Below are 23,112 nucleotides of genomic sequence, written 5' to 3'. Positions count from 1 at the left end.
GCAAACGAATCGCCCGACGGCTCGGCAAGTGGCACGCTCCCGCCGCTGTGATAAAACCTAAGCCTCCTACCCATTCCCCAAGCGCCTCCTCATGTCCTCCGTCATGGGTTTCAAACTCGTCCTGCTGTCGCTCGTCGCCATCATCGGACTCGAGCTTCTCGCCAGGCGGCTGCGCCTGCCGCCCGCGGCGGCGCTACTGGTCGGTGGCGCAGCCATGGCCTTCATGCCGGGCTTGCCGCGCTTCAACCTCGACCCGGAACTGGTGCTGGTCGTGTTCCTGCCGCCGCTGCTCATGGATGGCGCCTACACGTCGGTGTGGGACGAGTTCAAACGTCACCTGGGCGGCATCCTGCTGCTGGCGATCGGCGCTGTCGCGTTCACCACCCTCACGGTCGGTCTGGTCGTGCATTGGGTGGTGCCCGCGTTGCCTTGGGGTGCGTGTTTCGCGCTCGGCGCGATCGTCTCGCCGCCCGACGCGGTCGCGGCCAAAGCCGTGCTCGAACGGGTCGCGTTGCCACGCCGTCTGATGGTGCTGCTGGAAGGCGAAAGCCTGCTCAACGACGCGGCCGGCATCGTGCTGGTGCGCTTCGCGGTGGCCGCGGCGCTGACGGGCTCCTTCAGCGCGGAACATGCGCTCGGCCGTTTCGCGGTGCTGGCGTTCGGCGGTGTCGCCGTGGGCGTCGCGCTCGGCTTCGTGGTCGTGAAGTTGCTGCGCTATCTCGACGACGCATACCTCATCATCACCGCTTCCACGCTCTCCGCGTGGATCAGCTACATCGTCGGCGATATGCTCGACGTGTCCGGCGTCATCGCCACCGTCAGTTGCGGAATGATGCTCGGCTGGCATCAGCACGAAGTCTTTACGGCGTCGGTGCGCATGCGCGGCACCGCCTTCTGGCAGGTCATCATCTTTCTGATGGAAGCGCTGGTGTTCATCCTGATCGGACTGTCGCTGCGCGGCGTGATCGTGCGGCTAGGCGGTCTCGGCGATACGTTGAGCACGCTTGCGCCCGCCGTCGGCGCAGTCGTTGGCGTCGTCGTGCTGTCGCGCTTCGTCTGGGTCTTCGCTGTGGAAGGATGCAAGCGTCTGGTGGGTCTCGCAAGGCAGCGCGGCGGCCAGCGCGGCGGACAGCGCGACGGCCGACCCAAAAGCGCCGCATTCGACTGGCGCTCGGCCACCGTCACGAGTTGGGCCGGCATGCGCGGCGTGGTCACGCTGGCTATCGCGCTCGCGTTGCCGGAAACAATGCCGGGCCGGGATCTGATTCTGGTCGCGTCCTTCGCGGTGATTCTCGTGACCGTGCTGGGGCAGGGGACGACGATCGGCCTCCTGATCCGCTGGCTCGATCCCGACCATGGGGCTGACAGGAACGCCCGCCACCTGAGCGAGCCGCAAGCCTGGGCGCGTCTCGAAGCGGCGCAACTCGCGGCGATTCAACCGCTGGTGCACGGGCCCGACGGCGACGTGATCCATCCGCGTTTGCTGGAGCAGTACAGCTATCGCGCGCGCATCACCGAGAGCTTTCAGCACGAAGCCAACTTCCCCGCCGACGCGCGCGCCGCCCATTACGGCGTGATCCTCGCGGCGGTCTCGGCGGGCCGCGTCGAATTACTGCGGCTGCACCGCACCGGCCTGATTCACGACGAACTCCTCACCCTGCTGGAACACGACCTGGATTTGCAGGAGATCGCCGCGCTGCACGGCAAGGGTTAGGAACAGCACTCGCAGTCTTTCCACGCCGACCCGAGAATCATCGTGCAGAAGTTGCCGCGATGATAATGCGGGTCTTTCAACGCCAGCACGTCGGCCTTGACGTTGCCGAAGGTCGTCTCCGGCTTGTGAATCGTGCCCTGCGCGAAGGCGTCGATAATGCCTTCCTTGAAATGCGCGCCACGCGGATGCGCATGCACCACCTCATGCCGATGCTGTTCGCTGAACTCGTCGTACGCGAGCCCCAGCACATCCATCTCGACGCCCGCCGTCACCAGCGCGACCACCGGCTTCATATGCTGCGGAATGCCGGGCGTCGTATGCAGCGCGATGGAGTTCCATACCTGATCGATATCGTCTTCGCCGATGCCATGACCGTGCAGGAAATCGCGCGCCGCATTCGCGCCATCCACTTCGAAGCGATCGTGCTCGCTGCTATACGGCGCCACCAGTCCCATGTCGTGAAACATGGCGCCGATGTAAAGCAACTCGGGGTCGTACTTCAACTGCTTGCGTGCGCCGGCCAGCGAGCCGAACAGAAACACGCGGCGCGAGTGGTGATACAGCAGGTCGGTTTCGGTGTCGCGTACGAGTTGCGTGGCTTCGCGCGCCATCATGCTGTCGGGAATCTGAATGCCTGCGATCGTGGTCATGGAAATACTCCTTGAAGGGTTCGGATGAACGGAACGCGCAGGGCTTGGTGCAGCGAAAGCGCGTTTGGTATGCTGGCTCGCGGCGCCCGCCTGGCAGGCCGCGCGTCCAATGAAGCCAGTATTGGCCAACGGGCGGGTCGGGACAATCGCCGGGCACCGTCGAACCCTGCCAGGCGTACGGCGTTGTCTGCCGCAGGCTGTGAACACCCGTTTTCATCCAAGGAAGCTTCGATGCCAACCGTCGCGATCGCGATCTTTCCCGGTGTGCAGGCGCTAGACGTCGCCGGTCCGCTCGACGTCTTCGCCGAAGCCAACCGCTTCATCGACTCCACCGATCGTTACGAGATCGCGTTGCTCAGCGCAGAGCCGGGGCCGCTGCGCGCAGCGAACGGCATGACGCTCACGGCCGACGCCACCTTCGACGACACGCAGACACCCTTCGATCTCGCGCTGGTCGCGGGCGGCCCGTCGCTACCCGAAGGCGCGGCGCCCGAGCCAAGTCTGCTGACATGGCTCGGCCGGGTGGCGGGTCATGCGGATGCACAGGGCTGCCGTTACGGGTCGATCTGCACGGGCGCCTTCGTGCTCGGGCATGCGGGCCTGCTCGAAGCCCGGCACGTAACCACGCACTGGCAGCACGCGACGCAACTCGCCACGCAATTTCCCAACGCGCGGGTCGATCTCGACCGCATTTATCTGCGGGACGGGCCGCTCGTCACGTCGGCGGGCGTCACGGCCGGCATCGATCTGTCGCTCGCGCTGGTCGCCGAGGACCACGGTCCGCATACGGCGCTCGCGGTCGCGAAACGGCTCGTCGTGTTTGCACAGCGGCAGGGCGGACAGTCGCAATTCAGCCCGTATCTCACGGCGCCCGCCGACGACACGTCGCCCGTCGCCAAAGTGCAGGCGCACGTCATGCAACACATTCGCGAGAGCTTCACGGTGAAGCAACTGGCCGATGTCGCGGGCATGAGCGCGCGCAACTTCGCGCGCGTGTTCGTGCAGGAGACCGGCGTGACGCCGCACGAATTCGTCGAGCGCGCGCGCGTGGATGCCGCGCGTCAGTTGCTCGAAAGCAGCGCCGCAGCGCTCAAGGCCATCGCTTACGACTGCGGCTTCGGCACGGCCGACCGTATGCGCATCGTCTTCACGAAACGCATTGGCGTCACGCCGATGCAGTATCGCGAGCGGTTTCATTCGGCGTGAGTCTGGTGTCGGGGACACGCCGGCGTCGTGAGAAAATGCTCGCCTCTCCCAGCCCGATTTCAAGGAACGACATGACCTCCCCTACTCCGTCCCGCGCTCCGACCCGTGCCATCGTCACCGGCCATACGCGTGGCGTGGGCGCGGCGCTCGCCGAACAACTGCTCGCGCGCGGCATCGCGGTGCTCGGCGTGTCGCGTGCGCGCCATGCGACGCTCAAGACCCGCTTCCCCGATCTGCTCGAAGAAGTCGAACTGGAACTGGCCGACTCCGCGCGCGTCGCGCAATGGATCGCGACCGACGCGTTGCGCGCTTTCACGAGCGGCGCACACACCGTCGTGCTGTTCAATAACGCGGGCGTGGTGCAGCCGATCGGTCCGATCGAAGGACAGGCGGCCGTGGATATCGCCCTCGCCGTCAGTCTGAACGTCGCCACGCCGCTGATGCTGGCAAGCGCCCTCGCCGCAGCCAGCACCGATGTGAACGACCGGCGCATCGTGCATATCTCGAGCGGCGCGGCGCGCAACGCGTATCCGGGCTGGAGCGTGTACTGCGCAACCAAGGCGGCGCTGGACCATCACGCGCGCGCGGTGGCACTCGACGCGAATCGCGCGCTGCGCATCTGCAGCCTCGCGCCGGGGGTGATCGATACGAACATGCAGGAACAGATTCGCGGCAGCGGCGTCGAGCAATTCCCGTTGCGCGACAAGTTCGAAGACCTCAAACGCAATGGTCAACTCGCAACGCCGGAGCAATGCGCAACCCAGTTGCTCGACTACGCGCTCAGCGACGCTTTTGGCCAGACGCCGGTCGCCGACATTCGTGAAGTGACGAAACCGGCCTGAAAAAATCGCGCGCCCGGTTCCCGAAAAGCCTCACCTTTGGACGTCTTGATGCGACTGGATAAGCAGGAAGGATGGTCCAAAGGTGTTTCGCGCCGAACTCCCGTCACGGCGGCGTTTGAGCCGGATGCCCTTGTGGGCGTGACTTTGCGGCGGCACAGGCAGATTTGGGCGTAGCGATCAGCGGTGAGTCCGCTTCACTGCCTCGACTCACGCTCGCGAGCCCCCGAAAAACCTCACCTTTCGCCCGAAGCAATGCGGCTTGCGCGACCAGGAGCATGACCGGCGCTCCCGAAAAAGCTCACCTCAAGCGTTTGGGGGCAGGTCGCAAAAGCATGCTGGGCGGGATCCGGTGATCGCGAAACGGGCCACTCCCGGAAACTCTCACCTTTAGAACGATAGGGGTGGTCGGGATACCCAGGCAAGCCCAACGCTTGCGGAGGCGAAGTCCTCCGACGGGCAGCGTGAAGTTAGCAGCGCACTTCCAACTGGCTACGCACCGGTACATCAACCCCCGACCAGCGCAATTTCCAGTGGTTCTTTTACTAGACCCGTGTTCTTACGTATTCGTAGCGTAATCGGGCCGGAATCAGCCGACGTGTACGTATCTTGCGATACGCAGAGGATCGCTGTGATGCGAGCGTTCTTTCCCGGGACAGCACAAGACAGAAAATCACTCGAGCGCGACCGGCAACTCGCTCTCGAGAAACGCCATGGCGGCTCGCGTCTTCAGCGGAACCGGGCGCGCGAACAACGCGTGCAGGTCGAATCCCGGCACGGTGTATCGAGGTAGTAGTCGGACGAGTCGACCGCTCGCGATTGCCTGCGCGCAAACCGGCTCCTGCAGCACACCAATCCCTGCCCCGGCGACAATCGATTCGTAGACGGGGCGCCAATGACTGGCATTGATGGCAGGGCTGATCCGGGCGGACACCTGATCGTGCCCGCCCACGAGGCGGACGAAGCCATCGCCGAACAGCCCCATCACGCGGATAAACGGATGATCCATCAGCTCGTCCGGTTCCCGTGGTGTGGCGGCCTGCGCCAGATAGTCGGGGGACGCGACCAGCACACGCCGGACGTGACCAAGATGCCGCGCGATAAAGCTGCCCTCCCCGGGTTGCCCTAGTCGCAACGAGATATCGACGCCCTCGGTGACCGGATCCACGATCCGGTCGTTGAGCACGAGGTCGATATTGAGTTTAGGGTGCGCCTTGCGCATTGCGATCAGGATGCGCGGCATGACGACTTCGCCAAGACCCTGCGGCGCTGCGATCCGCAGTAGCCCGGCAAGTTCGTGACGCCCTTCCGACACGGCTGCACAAGCGTCATCCGCTGCATCGATGACCCGCTTGCTGCGCTCGTAGAACAGCGCGCCCTCGTCCGTGCACGACACGACCCGCGTATTTCTGCGCAGGAGCCTGACGCCGAGATGACGCTCCAGCCGCTCGATCCGTTCGCTGACGGCCGGTTGCCCAATGCCCAGGTCGCGCGCTGCTTTCGACATGTTGCCGCGCTCCACCACCCGGACAAATATTCGCATCGCGCTCAGGATATCCATGCGGCCGATCGTATCAGTTTCTCCGATAAGTGATATCGGCAGCGGACGGCTACCGGGACGACCAGGCGGACTCTACTGTATCGACTCACCGCTAACCGCCCGACCCTCCCTCATGTCACGACTCGATCTGAAACGCCTTGGTCCCTGCCTGCTTGCAATCGCCATCGATGCGATGGGCTTTGGACTCGTCTACCCGATGATGTCCGCGATTTTCAGCGATCCCCATGCGGGCATGCTTGCCGCTGACACGAGTCCGCTGCTGCGCAACTTCTATCTCGGACTCGGATACGGAATTTTCCCGTTCTGCATGTTCTTCGGTTCCTCGTTGATGGGCGAGTTGTCCGACGGCTACGGACGCCGCGCGATCCTGCTACTTTGCCTCTCGGGCCTCGCGGTCAGTTATGGGCTGATGGCAATCGGTGCACTGATGTCTTCGGTGTGGTGGCTATTGCTCGGACGAGGACTGAGCGGGCTGATGGCTGGGTGTCAGGGGATCGCACAGGCAGCGATCACCGACATGAGTACGCCCGAAAACAAGGCCTATAACATGAGCATCATGTCGATGGCCTTCAGTGCGGGCGTCATCGTCGGACCGGTGCTGGGCGGCGTCACGTCTGACCGGACAGTCTCGCCCGTCTTCAACTACGGCACGCCATTTCTGCTGGTCGGCCTGCTCTCGGCGCTCTGCGCGGTCTGGACCTGGGTGTCCTATCGTGACGCCGATGCCGCATCGGGCAATGCGCGCATCGACCTTGCGCTGCCGTTGCGGATTATCTATCAGGCGGCGACCAACAAGGACGTTGCCCTACTCTCGGCAGTGTTCTTCCTGATGCAGGTAGGCTACGGCCTTTATCTGCAGACCATCATGCTGGTGCTGCAAACGAGGTTTCATTACGCGAGCGCGCAACTCGGGCTATTTAGCGGCGTGATCGGCGTATCGTTCGTGCTCGGTCTACGCTTCGTCGTTCGCGTGATGCTCCGATTCTGGCGGGTGATCGACATCGCTAAAATGGGCCTCGTCGTTGCCGGCGTGTGCCAGATTCTCTCCGCCCTGTTTCCTCACGAGATCGCACTCTGGTGCCTCGCGACTCTCGTTGGTTGCTTCGATATGGTGGCGTACACGACGATGTACACCGCATTCTCCGACGCCGTCACGGCAGAGCGTCAAGGATGGTCGCTCGGAGTCGCGGGATCGGTGATGGCGATCGCATGGGTCGTGACCGGCTTGCTAACCAATCTGCTGCCGGTGGTGGGGGACATTGGCCTGCTGCTGACCGGTGGAATAAGCTTCCTTCTCAGCGCGCTGATGATGCTCTTCTACGGGCAGCGAGACGGTCGCACGCCGGAAGCAATGAGGAGCAACGCCATCTCGAAGGCGCCCTCCTCCGGGCACCGATCACCCCGCTGACGCCGCCCCGATCTTCCCGCTCACCGCCTTCAACCCAAAGCTCGCGACAAACGCCAGCGCTGCACAGGCACTCATGAAATAAGCGGGCGCAGTCACGTCCCCGGTTGCCGAAATCAGCCACGTCGCGATCAATGGCGCGGTGCCGCTGAATATCGTGAAGCTGACATTGAACGATATCGCGACACCGCTGAACCGCACGCGCGTCGGAAACATATCGGCGATGATGCACGCGAACGTGCCGTTGGCGAGACTGCCCGCCACACCGACGAGCGCCAGCAACACCACGACGTCGATCGAATGATGAGACGCGACGAGATAGAACGGGTAGCTCAGCACCATCAGCAGCAGCGAGCCGAAGCGCAACAGATGCCGGCGCGGCAACTTGTCGCCGAGCCAGCCCGACAGCAGGATACCGGTCGACACCACCGCGAGCCCGACATTCTGTCCAATGGCAACACGACGCGGATCGTAATGCAGCACCCGGTCGAGATAGGCCGGCATATGCGCGAACAGCAAACCGTTGAACGCCGCTGTCACCGCCGTCGTGGCAATGCCGAGCAACACCGGCTTCCAATGGTCGCGCAGCAATTCCGACAGCGGATGCTTCGCCGCCAGATGCTTCATCTCGGCAAACGCGGGCGTTTCTTCCAGCTTGCGGCGCAGCCAGAAGCTCAACAGACCGATCGCGCCACCGAACAGAAACGCGATGCGCCAGCCATAGGCCGCGATATCGTCGCCGGTCAGCACGTCATGAACCGTCAGGTTGACGGCCGCCGCCAGCAACACGCCGGAGTTCACGCAGAAGAACACGATGCCGCACACGAAGCCCGCGCGGCGCGGCACGGTTTCGACCACGTACGTGATGGAGCCCGGCAATTCGCCGCCGAGGCAGAAGCCTTGCACGAGCCGCAGCAGGATCATCAGCACCGTGGCGGTGATACCCCAGGTCGCGTAGGTCGGCACGATACCCATGCCGATCGTACACATCGACACGACGATCACCGACACGATGAACACGCGTCGCCGCCCGTACTTGTCGCCGAAATAACTGAGCACGATGCCGCCGACCGGCCGCGACAGATAGCCGATCGCGAACACCGCGAACGACAGCATCAGGCCGACAATCGGATCCTGCATGGGGAAAAACGCGCGGCCGATAAACTGCGCGAAGATGCCGTACACGACGAAGTCGTAAAACTCGAGCGCGCCGCCGAGACTCGCGAGAATGATCATGCGCCATTGCGAACGCGTGAGCCGCGTGGGCGCATCGGTGGGAAAGCGGGCCGATTCAAGACTGGACATGGTTGTCTCCTGCGAGCCGGTGCGCGGGATTGCCACGCTCGCGGCCTCGCCTGTTTCTATTTTTATGAGCCGCGTCCCGCTGCATGTTGCGCAGGGCACGCGGCGCCGGCAATCACTGCTGATACTGCTGATACTGCGAATACCGCCGAACTACCGACTTACGACTCGAGCGCGACCGGTTGCTCGAGCAACACCTGAACGATCTGCGAGATATCGGCTTCACCGAGCCCGCGATCCACGGCGTCCTTCAACAACTGCCGCACCGCCTCGACGGCACGCAACGGCGCGCTGGATTCCTGCGCCAGTTCGGCCACGGCATCGAGATCCTTGAGCATGATCCTGATCGTGCCCGACGGACTCGCCGGCGGCGTCAGCATGCGCGGCAATAACGTCTGCAACAACACTGAGTCGGCCCAGCCGCCTTGCAACGCAGCCGGCATCGTAGACGCGTCGATGCCCGCGCGCTGCGCCAGCACGCAAGCTTCGGCCACGCCCGCAATGGTCGTCACGACGATCGCCTGATTCGCGAGCTTGGTGGCCTGACCCGCGCCCGTATCGCCCATGCGCGTGACGCGCGCGGCATACGTGCGCAACACCGGTTCGATTGCCGCGATTTCTTCGGCGGCCCCACCGCACATAATGGCCAGCGTGCCCGCAGCCGCACCGGCCGTACCGCCGGAAACCGGCGCATCGATCCACACGCCGCCGGTCGACTCATGCCACCGGCTGGCGAAGCGCAGCGTCTCTTTCGGCGCGATGGTCGAGTGATCGATCAGCACACGCGGCGCATTCGATGCGCGCGCGAGACCCTGATCGCCGAACACGACTTCTTCGACCGCACGGCCATCGCCGAGACAGAGCATCACGACGTCGCTCGACCCGGCGAGTTGCACGGGCGTCGCGGCAATCGTCGCGGCGGCATTCGCGCCCGGCTCGTTCCATTGCGTCAGCTTGGCGGCCGAACGGTTCCACACCTGCAACGTGTAACCCGCGGCGAGCAGACGCCGCGCCATCGGCTCACCCATCTTGCCGATGCCGCAAAAGCCGACGCGCGGCGCGTTGGACGCCAACGTGGCGCTCATGCTTCTGCCTCGCCGATCGACGCTTCGTACGGCCACTCCACCGCACCCGAGTGCGTGACCGCGCCGAGATTCGCCGGCCGCACCAGCACTTCGTATTTCTCCAGCGCGCCACCGAGATGGCCGCGCACGAACGGTTTGGTTTCTTCGGCACGACGCGCCAGTTCGCCTTCGGTCAGATCGACGTTGAGCGTGCCCTTGTGCGCGTCGATATGAATGCGGTCGCCGTCGCGCAGCAAGCGGATCGGGCCGCCCGCCGCCGCTTCCGGTCCGACGTAGCCGATACACATGCCGCGGGTCGCGCCGGAGAAACGGCCGTCGGTGAGCAGCGCGACTTTCTCGCCCATGCCCTGACCGTAGATAGCGGCCGTCACGCTGAGCATTTCGCGCATGCCGGGGCCGCCCTTCGGGCCTTCGTTGCGGATCACCAGCACGTCGCCTTCCTTGTACGTGCGCTTCGAGACGACATCCATGCACGCTTCTTCGGTTTCGAACACGCGCGCCGTGCCGCTGAATGTCATCGACTTCAGGCCCGCGGTTTTCAGGCACGAGCCGTCCGGTGCGAGATTGCCGCGCAACACGACCAGACCGGCGTTCGGGCTCAACGGTTCGTTATGCGGACGCACGACGCGGCCATCCGGACCGGCGAAGGCTTTCAATGCGACCTCGAGCGTTTCACCGGATTGCGTGAGCGTATCGCCGTGCAGGTAGCCGCCTGCCAGCAACGCGTTCAGCACCGCCGGCACGCCGCCGACGTGATACAGGTCCAACGCGAGATATTTGCCGCCCGGTTGCAGATCGCCGATCAGCGGCGTGCGCGCGAGCACTTCGGAGACGTCGTCGAGCGTGAAGCGGATGCCCGCTTCGTGCGCGATCGCCGGAATATGCAGTGCGGCGTTGGTCGAACCGCCGGTCGCGGCCACGGCCGCGCACGCGTTTTCGAGGCTCTTGCGGGTGACCAGATCGCGCGGCAGCGGGCCGCCGTTCTTCAACGTGTTCATCACCGTTTCGCCGGCGCGGCGCGCAATCGCGATCCGTTCGGCGTAGACGGCCGGCACCATCGCCGAACCGAGCGGCGCGAGACCCAGCGTTTCGGCGACCATCGCCATGGTGTTGGCCGTGAACTGGCCGGGGCAGGAACCGGCGCCCGGCGTGCAGCGCTTCTCGATACCGCGCAGCGTTTCGAGCGACATGTCGCCACGTTGCGCCGCGCCGACCGCTTCGATCGCGGTGAGGATGGTGGCTTGCGAGCCATCCGGTGCGATGCCCGGCAGCATCGCGCCGCCGAACAGAAACACGCCCGGCACGTTCACGCGAACCATGCCCATCAGAATGCCCGGCAGCGTCTTGTCGCAACCGGCCACGCCGACGAACGCGTCGTAGCAATGCGCGCGCACGAACACTTCGACGCTGTCCGCAATGATCTCGCGCGACACGAGGCTAAAGCGCATGCCCGAGTGATTCATCGAGGTGCCGTCGGACACCGAGATCGCCGAGCCGCGAATCGGCACGCCGCCGCCGGCCGCCACGCCGAGCCGGACATTGTCCGACACCGAGTTCAGCGACATCGAGCACGGCGTGTTCTCGCCGAACGTATCGACGATGGCGACGAACGGCTTTTCGATCGCGGCGTCGTCCAGACCCGTAGCGCGCAGAAACGCGCGATGCGGCGTACGGGTAATGCCCTCGGTGACGGTGCGCGAACGGTGTTTGTGAAGATTGCTCATGGGGAATCCTGGTCGTGTTGTTAGGCGCTGCGGTGGCGTGCCGGGGTGGCGTGCTGCGGTGGCGTGCTGCGGTGGCGTGCTGCGGTGGCGTGCTGTATGGCCCGTTCGCGTCGCTCGCCGCGTCGGCCGGCCGACGCTTGAACCCGGCGTTCAGCCGGTCAGCCGTTCAGCCGTTTAGCAGCAAGCCGTTCTCGGCGGCAATCACCTGGCCGGTCATCGCCGGCGCGTGCGCGGTGACGAACCAGGCAAGGTCGGCCACTTCGCCCGGCTGCGAAACGCGTTTGAGCGGCGCGGCCTGCGTCAGCGTGTCGACCACTTTCGCATAGGCCGCTTCGCCCAGCACGCGGCGCGGCAAACCGTCGTCCACCATGCCGGGCGCTAACGCGTTCACGCGAATATGCGGCGCGAGATTGCGCGCGAGCGACAAGGTCAGCGAATTGACCGCGCCTTTCGACGCGGCATAAGCAATCGAGGAGCCGGTGCCGTTCAGCGACGCCAGCGACGAAATGTTGATCACCGACGTGCTCTGCGTCGCCGTCGCGCAATCGCGCAGCACGGGCACCGCAGCGCGCGTCATCTGGAACATGCCGATCAGGTTCACGCGATAGACGCGTTCGAATTCCAGGTCGTCGATCGCCGCGAGGTCGCCATGCGGAATGAAGCGCGTGGTCCCCGCGCAATTGATCAGCGCGTCGATGCGCTGCCATTTCGCCGCGACTGCGGCCACCGCCTTCACGCACGACGCGTCGGAACCCACGTCGACGTCGTACACCAGCGTGTCCGCGCCGAGTTGCCGGCATTGCGCTTCGACGGCGAGCGCCGAGTCGCGCGTGCTGTCGTCGAAGTTGCCGATCGCCACCGCCCAACCCGCGCTCGCAAAGCGCAGCGCGGTGGCCGCGCCGATGCCGGTCGCCGCGCCGGTGACCATACAAACCTGCTGCGTCATACTGCTCTCCTCAAGCTGTTTTCTTTCGTGCGGCCGGCATGGCCATGACGATCACGGCGGCCAGCACGAGCGCGCAGGCGAGCACGATCATGCCCGGCAGCAAGGTGCCGGTCGTGTCCTTCAGAAAGCCGATCACATAGGGGCTCACGAAGCCCGCCAGATTGCCGGTGCAATTGATCACCGCGATCGCCGCCGCCGCGCCCACGCCGCCCATCAGCGCGGTGGGAATGCCCCAGAACACCGGAGCGATCGAATTGATGCCGATGGCCGCGACCACGAGTGCCGCCATCGAGAGCCAGACGTGCGTGCCGAGCAGCACCGAAGCGAGCATGCCGGCCGCGCCGAGCAGCGCGCACACGGCCACGTGTTTGCGGCGTTCGTCGTGCTTGTCGGCATGGCGGGCGATCAGGATCATCGCCACCGCGCTGATCAGCGACGGGACGGCCGACAGCAGGCCGATATTCGCGACGCTCACCACGCCGCTCGAGCGGATCATGGTCGGCAGCCAGAACACGAGACCGTAGTTGCCCATTGCAATGCAGAAGTACAGCAGGCCGAGCAGCCACACTTTCGGATTGGCAAACGCGCCGCCCACGGTTTGATGCGCGCGGGTCTGCGCGTCGGCTGCGAGGTCGGCGGCCAGCAGCGCCTTCTCGTCCTTGTCGAGCCAGCTCACCGATTCGATCTTGTCCTGCAGAATGAAAAACGCCGCGATGCCGACCACCAGCGAGGCAATCCCCTCGATCAGGAACAGCCATTTCCAGCCGGGCAGACCGTTCACGCCGGCCAGCTGCTGCATGATGTAGCCCGATAGCGGACCGCCGATCGCGCCCGACACCGGAATCGCCGCCATGAACAGCGCGATGATCTGCGAGCGGCGGTTCGACGGGAACCAGCTCGACAGATACAGCACGATGCCCGGGAAGAAACCCGCTTCGGCGACGCCGAGCAGAAAGCGCAGCACGTAGAACGAGGTGGCGCCGCTCACGAACATGGTCAGGCACGAGACGATCGACCAGGTGACCATGATCCGCGCGATCCACACCCGTGCGCCGACGCGATGCAATGCGATATTGCTCGGCACCTCGAAGATGAAATAGCCGAAGAAAAACACGCCGGCGCCCGCGCCGTAGACCGTTTCGCTCAGCGAGAGATCGGTGAGCATCTGCAGTTTGGCAAAGCTCACGTTGACACGGTCGATATACGCGACGATGAACGCGAGGAACAGGAACGGCACGATCCGCCAGGCCAGCTTGCGATACAAGGCGGCGCGCTCGGCGGATTCGGCGGGGAGAGCGGGCTGTTGGGCGCCGCCGTAGACAGGGGTACTCATGGGGTGTCTCCTTCCGCGCGCTTGGAGGCGCGCTGTGGTCGCGGCGCTGCGGTGCGTGATTTGTATCCGGTTATACCCTGAGTCATGCGGCCAACCCTGACTGCTATGCTCGAATCGTTCGTATCACACGCTACCGTCCTGCCGATGTGGAAGAGTAGCCGCATTGCCGCCCTCACCGCAAATCACCGTTTCGGCGCAGGTCATTACCTTTCAGTTATAGAAACCGAGTTAACCCTGATGGTCACCACGGAAAACGACGCGATCGACCGCTTTTTTCGCAGCGGTCTGAAGCTGCCGCATCTGCGAATTCTCGTCAGCCTGGCGGAGCTCGGTCAGGTCACGCGCGTCGCCGCCGCTTTTCACGTGACGCAGCCGGCCATTTCCAAACAGATCGGCGAAATCGAGGAAGCGCTCGGCGTGCCGGTCGCGCGGCGAGTAGGCAATGCGGTCGAGCTGACCGGCATCGGCAAGGTGATGGCCGCGCGCGGGCGCGAAATCCTGCGCCATATCGAACTGGCGCGCCGCGACGTCAGCGCGCTGACCACTGGCACCGCGGGCCACGTGCGGCTCGGCGCGGTCGTGACGATTCCGCAGCCGCTCATCGCTCACGCGGTCGAACTGTTCATGCGGCGCGCGCCGTCGGCGACGCTGTCGTTCGTCGAAACCACGCTCGACAAGCTCATCAAGATGCTCGACGAAGGCGAGCTCGATCTGGCGCTGGGCCGCAATCGCGTCGTCGACCAGCAAGGGCTGTTGACGCAGGAGACGCTGCACCGCGAGCCGTTCGTGTTCGTGGTGGGCGGCAGTCATCCGCTCGGCAAGGTGGATCTGCCGGTGAGTTGGAGCGACTTGCGCTCCGCACGCTGGATTACGCCGATTCGCGGCTCGCCGGCTTTCGCAACGCTCGCCGAAACGCTCGCGGAGCAAGGCATTCCGCTGGATCGCAGCGCGGTGGAATCGAGTTCGCTGAGTCTGAACCTGACGCTGCTGATCGGCGGAGACTTCGTGTCGATCCTGCCGCTGTCGGTCGCGCGGCATCACGTGCGGCGCGGACGCATGCGCGTCCTGCCGCTCGCGCCGCTCGAACCGCTGGGTGAAGTGGTGCTGGTCTGGCGCGCCGATACGGCTGCGCCGGCGGCGGATCTGTTCAGCGATTGTCTGCGGGAATCGTCGTCGGAACTGCTGGAGGGTGAGGTGGAGTGAACGGTGCGGGCTCACTCGTCGTCGCGAGCGAGCGGCTCCCGAATCTTCTCACCTTTGATGTGGCGATCCGGCTTGCCGGAGCCGCTGCGCAGATCAGGCAGCCAGTGCGGATTGTTCCGACAGCGCGTATCTGGAACTGGCGAGCACGTGAGCCGGCACCGCGACATGCGCGCGATGCACCAGTGCGCCGCCGCGGAACATCAGCAGATCGCCAGGTTGACAGGCGGTCCACACTTCGTCGGTGAGCGGCGTGGTGGCGATCACCGCGGTACGATCGGCCGGCGTGCCGCGCTCGGAGAAATCGACCGACAGGTCGCCGTCCACCAGACGGGCACTCGAAAACGGCCAGTGGCGAATCACATACGAAAGACGCGTCGAGCAGAACGCGTATTGCGCCACGCCATTGGACAGGACGAAATTGAAGATGCCGAACGGGTTCAGCACGCGGGTCGCTTGCTGGATGACTTCGAATACCGCGTCGAGGTCGTCCACGTCGGCATTCGTCAGAAAATGCGCATGCAGGCGGTTCATGATGAAGCAGAACGCGGCTTCGCTATCGGTCGTGCCGACCGGCTCGTACGGCCCGGCTTCGGGCTTGTCGAGTGGACGCAGGTCGCCGTTGTGGGCGAACACCCATTGCTGGCCGCGCAGTTCGCGCATGAACGGATGGCAGTTTTCCACCCGTGCGCCACCCTGTGTCGCCTTGCGGATATGCGCCACCACGTTGCGCGACTTGATCGGATGACGCGTCAGATAATCGGCCACCGGCGACTGGCAAGCCGGTTTTTCATCGACGAACACGCGGCATGCGCGCTCTTCGTAAAAGGCCACGCCCCAGCCGTCGACATGATGATCGGTCAGACCGCCGCGCGCGGCAAAGCCTCGCAGCGAGAAGCTGACGTCGGTCGGTTCGGCGCAGTTGAGGGCGAGCAGCTGGCACATGATCGGCGAGTCCTATTCGAACCGCGCCGGTCGCGTCGACGTTGCGCTGGCGCGCTTCGACGGGCGATTCAACGTGCTTGGTGCAATTGCTGCCGTCATGCTGTGGGACCTCCGATCGTTACCGTTGCGCCAAGATAACGTGTTTCTCGGGTCCAGGTTATAGCGATTCCTGCTTTGCAAATCATCGGACGCGCAAGGGCGGCGGCCCACGCGGCGGCGGCTCCCGTAAAACCTCACCTCAAGCCGGTTCGCCCTGCTGTCGTGGCTTTCAGCCTGCGAGTCTGCGGAACGTTTCCAGCACCGCCTCGCCCTTGAACGGCTTGACGATCCAGCCCTTTACGCCCGCCGCCTTGCCGCGCTCCTTCATCGCCGGGCTGCTTTCGGTGGTCAGCATGATGACGTTGACCGTCTGGTTCGCCAGTTCGCCGCGGATTTTCTCGACCATCGTCAGGCCGTCCATGTTCGGCATGTTGACGTCGCTCACCACCAGTCTGATGCCCGGGCTCGCCTTGAGCTTGGCCAGACCGTCCTTGCCGTCCACCGCCGTGTCGACGTCCAGACCGTTTCGCTTCAGAAAGCCGGCCACTTCGTCGCGCACCGCGCTCGAGTCATCCACCACCAGAATTTTCGACATGTTTTTCCTATGACAATACTCAGAACAGTTCCAGCTCGCCGCTGGTTTCTTCCATGACGCTCGTGTCTGCGACGAAATCGATCGGCGCGTGCGCGCAGACGCAAACGGTCGCGGCCAGTTGCGCCTCGCCGTTCAGCACGATCGAATACGACGCGAGCCACCCCGGCTTCAATTCACGCAGATGCGGCAGGCAGCGCGCGCTCAACACGTAAGGCGTCGACATGCCGAGATCGGGGAAATAGCGCAGCAACGCCTGATTCATCGCGCCGCAACACAGGTTGCAGGTCTCGAGAAAGACCTCCTCCAGCGGCCGCTCGTCGAGCGCATCGAGGTAGTAGCCGCGCGTGCCGGCGTCTTCGTCGAAGTGCAGAAGCAGCAGCAACCGGTATGCGATGGACGAGATGGTCAGCGCCACCACCCGCGTGTCGCGCGTCGCGCCTTCGCCCACCTCGATCAGCGGCGCGATCTCGCACGTGTCGCCCGCATTGCGGACCAAACGGGTCCGCGCGGACTCGCGGAAGATGCGCTCGAAACTTTCCTGCGCCTGAACGGTGATCACGTCGCTTCCTCGTGCAAGGCCGAACAGAACTGATGGCTCAGCGACTCGACGCTCGCCAGCGACGCCGCGATCATCTTGCCGCCCGCCTGAATGTCCTGAAACGTCGACGCGGTCGTCAGGTCGTTGCGGTGCAGGCTGTCGCGGTAACTCTTTGACAGTTCCTCGGAGCGCGCAGCGAGCGCGCGCACCTCGCTCGCCACCACGGCGAAGCCGCGGCCGGCCGGGCCCGCGCGCGCCGCTTCGATCGACGCGTTCAGCGACACGATCACCACGTGCCGCACGATCGACGACAGTTCCTGATTCTTCGCGTGCATATCGTGGTTCTGCGTCATCAGCGAGATCATCTGCTCGTGCCAACGCTCGAACGTCGCGCCGAGGCTCTTCAGACGCGCGGCCTCGCCGGCGATATGGCGAGCCTGGTTGGCCCACTGGGCCCGGTCGCTGGCGGCCGCGCTGAACGCGCTTTCCAATGCGTCGACACTCGCGGACCGCTGGGCGAGCGCCACGCGCAACTGGTCGGCCGACGCCCCGAGTGCCTGCAACGCTTGCTCGCGCTCGCGCAGTTCGGCGTCACGCGCGGCCTGCGTGGCTTCGAGCGCATCGATTCTGGCTTGCGCTTCGGCGCGCACCTGCGCCGCCCGTTTATTGCCGTGCAGCCTGTGCGCGACGAACGCCAGCAAAGCCGTTGCCGCGCCGCTGGCCAGCACGGCCAATCCGTATTGTTGAATCGACATCTTGCCTTCCTGAGTCTGGTTGCGCTGCTGGCGACGCTCAATCCACCATTGCGTCGAGTTGCGATGCGTTATTCGCAGCGCTCGCGGCCCGTGCCGCGCGGTCGAGCGTATCGACCGCCACGCTCTCCGGCAGACGGACGATCGTCTCGAACTGGCGGAACGGCGCACCCGGCCGATCGTCGGTCAGGCGCAGTTCGATGTGGCCGTGCGCGCGCTTGAGGAAGTCGCGCACCGCGTCCATGCCGACGCCACGGCCGGATACTTCGGTAACCGTCTCCGCCGTCGAAAAGCCCGGCCGGAAGATGAACTCGGCAATCGCTTCGTCGCCCACGGCTTCGTCCGCGCCGATCCAGCCGCGCTCCATCGCGATGTGGCGAATGCGCGCCAGTGCGAGCCCACGGCCGTCGTCGCGGAGCTTGAGTTGCAAGGCGCCGGCGGCGACGTCGACTTCGATTGCGATCGTGCCCGTCGCCGGTTTCCCTTGAGCGCTGCGAGCGTCGGCGGTTTCGATGCCGTGGTCGAGCGAATTGCGCAGCAGATGCATGAACACGTCGTGCAGAATGGCGCACGCGTCGTTGCGCAAACGGTAACCGTGATCGGCGATCAGCACGCGTGGCGGCGCCTTGCCCAGTTCCGCGGCAAGCGACGGCAACGACTCCAGCACCGACGACAACGCGTCCTGCACGCTGTCGCTGCCCATCGAGCGCAGCGTCAGGCGCAGCCGGTCGTGCAGCGATTGCAGCGCGGGCGCCTCGGGCGCCGGCGTGTCGTCGAGTAATGCGAGCGTGTGTTCGATCGTGTCGCGCTCGACCATCACGAAGCGCGTTTCGCGCGCCAGCGGCGTGCCGGGACGGCCCTTACGGCCAAGGCTCTGCTCGTTGATCTGCGCGTAGCTCTCGATCGCGTCGCGCACCCGCGTGAGTTCCTCGATCAGATGCGCCTGGTCCCACTGGCGATCGGCGTCCGGCTGCCGCAGCGCGTGATAGCTCTGCTCGGTTTCATGCACGACGCTCGTCAGATGCTGCAGGTTGTAAGTGCGCGCGTTGCCCTTGATGGTGTGCATGTTGCGGAACAGCGCGGCAATGGCCGAGTGATCGGCTTCCGAATGCTTGCGGATGATGCGCTCGTTCTCGCTGACGAAACCGGCCGAACTCTCGATGAAGTGATGAAACTTCTCTTCGCCCACCGCGAGAATCTCGCCGATCATGTCCAGACGACGGCGCTGTTCGCTTGCCTGCGCGGCGAGCTTGCGCAACTCGGTCACATCGCGCACGCAGAGCATCAGGCGCACGATGGTGTCGTTTTCATCGGTGATGGCCGACCAGTTCAGGTCGAGCACTTTCACGCGGCCATCGGGCATGCGCTTCGCAATCTCGTTGACCAGCACGTGCTGGTTGAACGCAAAGTTGATGCAGTCCTCACCCAGACACGCATGCACCGCCGCTTCCACCTGCGCGCGCGTGTCCGAACCCAGGTCGGTGTCCGACAGCACGAGCTCGATCAGGTCGCGACCGGCGATCTCCTGCGTCTCGAAGATATCTTCCAGATAGGCCGAATACTCGGCGTGGATCACGCCGCCGTCGATCACCGTCAGAATGCCCTGCTGCATGTTCTGCAACATGGCCTGAATGTCGGCGGTCTTCTGCTTGAGTTGCGCCGAGCTCGCTTCGATTTTGCCGATCATCCCGTTGAACGCGACGATCGAGCGGCCGATTTCGTCGAGCCGGCCCACCGGCACGCGCCGCGTGAAGTCCTGGCTCGCGGCGATCTCGCTCATCATCGCCTGCATGCGGCTGAGCGGGCGCGTGATCTGCCGGTACAGCATCGCGCCGATCAACGTGAGCAGCACGATCGCGACGCCGGTGACGAGCGCGATGGCCGTGGCGGTCGTGGCGAGCGTCGCGTTCAGCGCGGCGATGGCGTCGTCTTTCTCGCGGTTCTTCTCGACGCGCAAGGTCTCGACGATGCCTTCGAGTTCGTCGCGATACTGCGCGACATTGGCGAACAGATAGGCTTGCGCGAGTTCGTTCTTGCCCTCGGCCTTCATCTTTGCGGTATCGGCGATAGCCGCGAAGTAGTTGCCGAGACTTTCGTTGGCCTGTGCGACGAGGCCCTTTTGCGCGTGACTCGCTGCGTCGTTGGCCTGCACGGCGAGCGCCTGTTGCAGCGAAGTTTTCTTTTTGCCCAGTTCGTCCTGGGCCTGGCTCACCATGTTGGCGTCCGGCGCGTAGACGAGCGTCATGATGGCGAGTTGCACGTCCTTGACCTGCGAGACGAGGTCGGCGGATGCGAGCGCGCTGGGAACGACGCCTTCGGTGACCTTGCGCACTTCGGTCGCGCTGCCGCGCGTCTGATAGACCGCGTAGCCGCCAATGACCGATAGCGCGACGAACATCAAGACAACCAATAGCGTAATGCGATGACGGATCGTCACGGTAAAACCCCCGATGCTGGCCTATGCATCGGCCCTCGATCGGGGCCGTGCTTTTGAAAAAGTCTGCTCTCGTGCGGAGCACTGGCCATTATTCCGGTCGCATGTTACTCAGCGATGACTGAATTAAATCTCGATCGCGAAGACCTATGCGCCGGCTCCCGGATTCCCTCACCTTTCTGGATGAAGTGAGCGCACAGGTAGCGATATCGTCACCTCGGACTCATCGCACCGGCTCCCGAATTCCCTCACCTATGGCGTTGCGCTTCGCGCGAGACGGTCCCCGTAATAAACTGTAAGCGCACATAAGAACCCGAAACCGCCGTCGCGATGCGATTCGCTATATTGCAGCGTGCCTCAGACGCGCGCGCGTATCTGCGTATCTGAGTGTCTGCCACTTACCGTTCTTTTTGATCAGGGCCCAGCCATGTCCGACCCGTCCATCCAGGTCTTACTGGTCGACGACGACGCCGACCTCCGTGACCTGCTCAGAACCTTCTTCCAGCAACGCGGCATCGAGATGTCCGTGCTGCACGACGCCAACCACCTCGGCCGCCGGCTCGAACGCGAGCGGCCGTCGATCATCGTGCTCGATCTGATGATGCCGGGCGTGGACGGCCTCACCGCGTTGCGTCAATTGCGAGCGAGCGGCGACACGATTCCCGTGATCATGCTGACCGCGCGCGCCGATGGCGTGGACCGGGTAATCGGCCTCGAACTCGGCGCCGACGATTATCTCGGCAAGCCTTTCATGCCGCAGGAACTGCTGGCGCGCATCCATGCGGTGCTGCGCCGTCACGCGCAACCCGCACCGGCAGCGGCCGCGGCGGCGGACCAGCGCGAAGCGCTTCGCTTCGGCCGCTTCCGGCTCGACTTCGCGAGCCGCACGCTGTTTCGCGATGACGAAGCGCTCAAGCTGACCGGCAGCGAATATGCGCTGCTCGACGTGCTTGCGCGGCATCCGATGGAAACGCTGTCGCGTGGCCGGCTCGTCGATCTGCTGCACGGCCCGCATTCGGAAGTGACCGAACGCGGCATCGACGTGCCCGTGTGGCGCCTGCGCCGATTGCTCGAAGACGACCCGGCCAATCCGCGCCGGATTCAAACTATCCGCGGTATCGGCTACATGTTCGTCCCCGGCGGCAGTCAAGATGAAGAACCCCTTTAACACGCTGTTCGGTCAGCTCTCGTTGATGACGGTGAGCCTGATCGTGATGGTGCATCTGGTCTTCATGGTTCTGGTGGACCGCGAGCGCGGTCAGATCGATACCGGTCATGCGCAGCGCGCCCTCGCGCTGGCTGTCGAGGCGCAGCATGTCGGGTCGATACCGGCCTCGACTATCTCGCGTGACTTGCGCATTGCCTATGTGAATGCGGGCGACGCGATTGCAAACGGATGCCCCGCGCCGTGCAGCGACACGTATGGACCGTTCGAAGACAGCTTGCGGACCCGATTGCCGGCAGGCAGTCACGTCGTGGCCGACCCGAAGAACGGCAACGTCTGGGTTCGCTACGGCGCCAATCCCGCCTGGCTGAAACTGCAGAGTTCGGTGTTGCCGGCGCGGCGTTTTCTCAGCGCGTCGCTACTCACGCTGGTGTTTGCGGTCTGTGCCGCGCTGTATGGCGCCTGGCAGTTGCAGCGGCCTTTGCGGCGTCTCGCTCATGCTGCGCGGGAGTTCCGTATTGGTCATCGCGCGCCGGTGGTCGCGGCCAGCGGTCCGCGCGAATTGCGCGAGCTGATCGGCGACTTCAACCAGATGGTGCATGAACTCGCGCAAGCCGAACGCGAGCGCGCCGTGATGCTGGCGGGTGTCGCGCACGATCTGCGCGCGCCGATTACGCGGATGCAGGTGCGTGCCGACTTGCTGCCGGACGAAGCGAACCGCCGCGGCTTTCTGCGCGATTCCGAATCGTTGTCGCGAATCGTGACGCAATTCCTGGATTTCGCGCGCGAGTCGGCCGATACCTCACCGCGTACCAGCGTGGATGCGCATTGCCGTAGGCATTATGGCGACAGTCTCGCGGACGATTCGCTGGTGCGGCTGGATTTGCAGGCGGGAGAAGACTTCGGTTTGCCGCTCGTCGACCTCGACCGGATTCTGACGAATCTCATCGAGAATGCGCTGACGTATGGCGAGCCGCCGGTCGAGATTTCCACGTCGCGGGTCGACGGACAATTCATGCTGACGGTGCGCGATCATGGCGGTGGGATTCCTGCTGCGCAACTGGATCGCGCGTTGCAGCCGTTCGTGCGACTCGACGAGGCGCGCAGCGGCGATGCGCACTGCGGCCTCGGTCTTGCGATCGTGCGACGCCTCGTGCGATATAACGGCGGCGTTTTTCATGCGGGTAATGCCGCGTCGGGTGGGTTCGAGGTGTCGCTGACGTTTCCGGCGTGATCAGCCTTGGGCTGTGTTGCTGGGGATGACGATGGAGCCGTGGAAGCCGTCACCGCCTCCGCCTCCGCCACCGCCACCGCCGCCGGGGCCACCACCGCCGCCGGGGCCACCGCCGCCGCCGGGTCCGCCGCCGTGGTGGTCACCGCCACCACCGCCTGGCGGCGGTCCCCACCAGCAGCCGCTCAAGGTCGCGCTCAGAGCGGCCAGTACCGCAATCGTCAATAGTTTCTTCATGCTTGCTCCTTCGGTAGATCGATCAGTCACGCCGCGGACGTTGCCTTGATGCCGAACAACATGCCGACGCGTTGGTCACAACTTATCAATCACAGCGGGATCATGTTTTACGAAGACGTTACAAGGTCGGCGCGATGAGACGCTCGTCGTGACGTCGTGGATGAGGTGCTTTCGGGCTTAGTCGCCTGTGGGGCGGAGATACACGTGGGAT

At 64.5% G+C, this 23,112-nt stretch carries 20 protein-coding genes; 7 read left to right on the top strand and 13 right to left on the bottom strand.

Annotated features, from left to right (window positions below):
• Positions 1-91 precede the first annotated feature (91 nt).
• Entirely contained in the window at positions 92-1,714 is a 1,623-nt protein-coding gene (locus FQ746_RS28165; RefSeq protein ID WP_144113074.1) for a Na+/H+ antiporter, read from the top strand.
• Here FQ746_RS28165 and FQ746_RS28160 read toward each other — a convergent pair.
• Positions 1,711-2,364, bottom strand: coding sequence for an HD domain-containing protein (locus FQ746_RS28160; protein ID WP_144113073.1), 654 nt, complete (start codon positions 2,362-2,364; stop codon positions 1,711-1,713). The two genes, FQ746_RS28165 and FQ746_RS28160, sit on opposite strands and share 4 nt — an antisense overlap.
• A 231-nt stretch (positions 2,365-2,595) precedes the next feature.
• Here FQ746_RS28160 and FQ746_RS28155 point away from each other — a divergent pair, with 231 nt between their 5' ends.
• Positions 2,596-3,570: a GlxA family transcriptional regulator gene (locus tag FQ746_RS28155; protein WP_144113072.1), complete on the top strand. Its 975-nt coding sequence runs from the start codon at positions 2,596-2,598 to the stop codon at positions 3,568-3,570.
• A gap of 71 nt (positions 3,571-3,641) precedes the next feature.
• The gene (locus FQ746_RS28150; RefSeq protein ID WP_144113071.1) at positions 3,642-4,412 is read left to right on the top strand and encodes an SDR family oxidoreductase; all 771 of its coding nucleotides are present in this window, start codon (positions 3,642-3,644) and stop codon (positions 4,410-4,412) included.
• 670 nt (positions 4,413-5,082) lie between these two features.
• Here FQ746_RS28150 and FQ746_RS28145 read toward each other — a convergent pair.
• On the bottom strand, positions 5,083-5,970 hold the full coding sequence (locus tag FQ746_RS28145) for a LysR family transcriptional regulator (RefSeq protein WP_144113070.1): 888 nt from the start codon (positions 5,968-5,970) through the stop codon (positions 5,083-5,085).
• 112 nt (positions 5,971-6,082) lie between these two features.
• On the opposite strand from FQ746_RS28145, the gene FQ746_RS28140 reads away from it, so the two are divergent.
• Positions 6,083-7,378 carry an MFS transporter gene (locus tag FQ746_RS28140; RefSeq protein WP_144113069.1) on the top strand — a complete coding sequence of 432 codons (1,296 nt, stop codon included), beginning with the start codon at positions 6,083-6,085 and terminating at the stop codon, positions 7,376-7,378.
• Here the strand turns inward: FQ746_RS28140 and FQ746_RS28135 are convergent.
• The 5 genes from FQ746_RS28135 to FQ746_RS28115 all read right to left on the bottom strand — a co-directional run bounded on the left by FQ746_RS28135 (position 7,367) and on the right by FQ746_RS28115 (position 13,765).
• Positions 7,367-8,680, bottom strand: a complete 1,314-nt coding sequence (locus FQ746_RS28135) for an MFS transporter (RefSeq protein ID WP_144113068.1) — start codon at positions 8,678-8,680, stop codon at positions 7,367-7,369. The two genes, FQ746_RS28140 and FQ746_RS28135, sit on opposite strands and share 12 nt — an antisense overlap.
• 158 nt (positions 8,681-8,838) lie before the next feature.
• Positions 8,839-9,762 carry an NAD(P)-dependent oxidoreductase gene (locus FQ746_RS28130; RefSeq protein WP_144113067.1) on the bottom strand — a complete coding sequence of 308 codons (924 nt, stop codon included), beginning with the start codon at positions 9,760-9,762 and terminating at the stop codon, positions 8,839-8,841.
• The gene (ilvD, locus tag FQ746_RS28125) at positions 9,759-11,486 is read right to left on the bottom strand and encodes a dihydroxy-acid dehydratase (protein ID WP_144113066.1); all 1,728 of its coding nucleotides are present in this window, start codon (positions 11,484-11,486) and stop codon (positions 9,759-9,761) included. Before ilvD ends, FQ746_RS28130 begins: the two co-directional genes overlap by 4 nt.
• A gap of 166 nt (positions 11,487-11,652) precedes the next feature.
• Positions 11,653-12,432 (bottom strand): SDR family NAD(P)-dependent oxidoreductase, encoded by a 780-nt coding sequence (locus FQ746_RS28120; RefSeq protein WP_144113065.1) that lies wholly within the window; start codon positions 12,430-12,432, stop codon positions 11,653-11,655.
• 10 nt (positions 12,433-12,442) lie between these two features.
• Positions 12,443-13,765, bottom strand: a complete 1,323-nt coding sequence (locus tag FQ746_RS28115; RefSeq protein ID WP_144113064.1) for an MFS transporter — start codon at positions 13,763-13,765, stop codon at positions 12,443-12,445.
• 237 nt (positions 13,766-14,002) lie between these two features.
• On the opposite strand from FQ746_RS28115, the gene FQ746_RS28110 reads away from it, so the two are divergent.
• A complete protein-coding gene (locus FQ746_RS28110; protein WP_144113063.1) occupies positions 14,003-14,968 on the top strand; it encodes a LysR family transcriptional regulator in 966 nt (321 codons plus the stop codon).
• Between the two features lie 93 nt (positions 14,969-15,061).
• Here the strand turns inward: FQ746_RS28110 and FQ746_RS28105 are convergent, their stop codons facing one another.
• The 5 genes from FQ746_RS28105 to FQ746_RS28085 all read right to left on the bottom strand — a co-directional run bounded on the left by FQ746_RS28105 (position 15,062) and on the right by FQ746_RS28085 (position 20,271).
• A complete protein-coding gene (locus tag FQ746_RS28105) occupies positions 15,062-15,910 on the bottom strand; it encodes a class II glutamine amidotransferase (protein WP_144113062.1) in 849 nt (282 codons plus the stop codon).
• Positions 15,911-16,178: 268 nt separating this feature from the next.
• A complete protein-coding gene (locus FQ746_RS28100) occupies positions 16,179-16,544 on the bottom strand; it encodes a response regulator (protein ID WP_144113061.1) in 366 nt (121 codons plus the stop codon).
• Between the two features lie 19 nt (positions 16,545-16,563).
• Positions 16,564-17,103 carry a hypothetical protein gene (locus FQ746_RS28095; protein ID WP_144113060.1) on the bottom strand — a complete coding sequence of 180 codons (540 nt, stop codon included), beginning with the start codon at positions 17,101-17,103 and terminating at the stop codon, positions 16,564-16,566.
• Positions 17,100-17,837, bottom strand: coding sequence for a methyl-accepting chemotaxis protein (locus FQ746_RS28090; protein ID WP_144113059.1), 738 nt, complete (start codon positions 17,835-17,837; stop codon positions 17,100-17,102). The genes FQ746_RS28095 and FQ746_RS28090 overlap by 4 nt, the downstream gene beginning before the upstream one ends.
• Positions 17,838-17,874: 37 nt before the next feature.
• Positions 17,875-20,271: a HAMP domain-containing protein gene (locus FQ746_RS28085; RefSeq protein WP_144113058.1), complete on the bottom strand. Its 2,397-nt coding sequence runs from the start codon at positions 20,269-20,271 to the stop codon at positions 17,875-17,877.
• Between the two features lie 424 nt (positions 20,272-20,695).
• Between FQ746_RS28085 and FQ746_RS28080 the strand changes: the two genes are divergently transcribed.
• Both FQ746_RS28080 and FQ746_RS28075 read left to right on the top strand, forming a co-directional pair.
• A complete protein-coding gene (locus FQ746_RS28080) occupies positions 20,696-21,436 on the top strand; it encodes a response regulator (RefSeq protein WP_144113057.1) in 741 nt (246 codons plus the stop codon).
• On the top strand, positions 21,420-22,667 hold the full coding sequence (locus FQ746_RS28075; protein ID WP_144113056.1) for an ATP-binding protein: 1,248 nt from the start codon (positions 21,420-21,422) through the stop codon (positions 22,665-22,667). Before FQ746_RS28080 ends, FQ746_RS28075 begins: the two co-directional genes overlap by 17 nt.
• On the opposite strand, the gene FQ746_RS28070 is transcribed toward FQ746_RS28075, so the two are convergent.
• Positions 22,668-22,901: a hypothetical protein gene (locus tag FQ746_RS28070; protein WP_144113055.1), complete on the bottom strand. Its 234-nt coding sequence runs from the start codon at positions 22,899-22,901 to the stop codon at positions 22,668-22,670. It lies immediately after the preceding gene.
• Between the last annotated feature and the right edge of the window lie 211 nt (positions 22,902-23,112).

The sequence above is a fragment of the Paraburkholderia sp. BCC1886 genome (assembly GCF_900996245.1).
Lineage (GTDB): Bacteria > Pseudomonadota > Gammaproteobacteria > Burkholderiales > Burkholderiaceae > Paraburkholderia.
This window is presented reverse-complemented; position numbering and strand designations above follow the sequence as displayed.

Excerpts from the sequence above, each read along its gene's own strand:
- FQ746_RS28165 (WP_144113074.1), top strand. The coding sequence starts at position 92 with ATGTCCTCCGTCATGGGTTTCAAACTCGTCCTGCTGTCGCTCGTCGCC.
- FQ746_RS28160 (WP_144113073.1), bottom strand. The coding sequence starts at position 2,364 with ATGACCACGATCGCAGGCATTCAGATTCCCGACAGCATGATGGCGCGC.
- FQ746_RS28155 (WP_144113072.1), top strand. The coding sequence starts at position 2,596 with ATGCCAACCGTCGCGATCGCGATCTTTCCCGGTGTGCAGGCGCTAGAC.
- FQ746_RS28150 (WP_144113071.1), top strand. The coding sequence starts at position 3,642 with ATGACCTCCCCTACTCCGTCCCGCGCTCCGACCCGTGCCATCGTCACC.
- FQ746_RS28145 (WP_144113070.1), bottom strand. The coding sequence starts at position 5,970 with ATGGATATCCTGAGCGCGATGCGAATATTTGTCCGGGTGGTGGAGCGC.
- FQ746_RS28140 (WP_144113069.1), top strand. The coding sequence starts at position 6,083 with ATGTCACGACTCGATCTGAAACGCCTTGGTCCCTGCCTGCTTGCAATC.
- FQ746_RS28135 (WP_144113068.1), bottom strand. The coding sequence starts at position 8,680 with ATGTCCAGTCTTGAATCGGCCCGCTTTCCCACCGATGCGCCCACGCGG.
- FQ746_RS28130 (WP_144113067.1), bottom strand. The coding sequence starts at position 9,762 with ATGAGCGCCACGTTGGCGTCCAACGCGCCGCGCGTCGGCTTTTGCGGC.
- ilvD (WP_144113066.1), bottom strand. The coding sequence starts at position 11,486 with ATGAGCAATCTTCACAAACACCGTTCGCGCACCGTCACCGAGGGCATT.
- FQ746_RS28120 (WP_144113065.1), bottom strand. The coding sequence starts at position 12,432 with ATGACGCAGCAGGTTTGTATGGTCACCGGCGCGGCGACCGGCATCGGC.
- FQ746_RS28115 (WP_144113064.1), bottom strand. The coding sequence starts at position 13,765 with ATGAGTACCCCTGTCTACGGCGGCGCCCAACAGCCCGCTCTCCCCGCC.
- FQ746_RS28110 (WP_144113063.1), top strand. The coding sequence starts at position 14,003 with ATGGTCACCACGGAAAACGACGCGATCGACCGCTTTTTTCGCAGCGGT.
- FQ746_RS28105 (WP_144113062.1), bottom strand. The coding sequence starts at position 15,910 with ATGTGCCAGCTGCTCGCCCTCAACTGCGCCGAACCGACCGACGTCAGC.
- FQ746_RS28100 (WP_144113061.1), bottom strand. The coding sequence starts at position 16,544 with ATGTCGAAAATTCTGGTGGTGGATGACTCGAGCGCGGTGCGCGACGAA.
- FQ746_RS28090 (WP_144113059.1), bottom strand. The coding sequence starts at position 17,837 with ATGTCGATTCAACAATACGGATTGGCCGTGCTGGCCAGCGGCGCGGCA.
- FQ746_RS28080 (WP_144113057.1), top strand. The coding sequence starts at position 20,696 with ATGTCCGACCCGTCCATCCAGGTCTTACTGGTCGACGACGACGCCGAC.
- FQ746_RS28075 (WP_144113056.1), top strand. The coding sequence starts at position 21,420 with ATGAAGAACCCCTTTAACACGCTGTTCGGTCAGCTCTCGTTGATGACG.
- FQ746_RS28070 (WP_144113055.1), bottom strand. The coding sequence starts at position 22,901 with ATGAAGAAACTATTGACGATTGCGGTACTGGCCGCTCTGAGCGCGACC.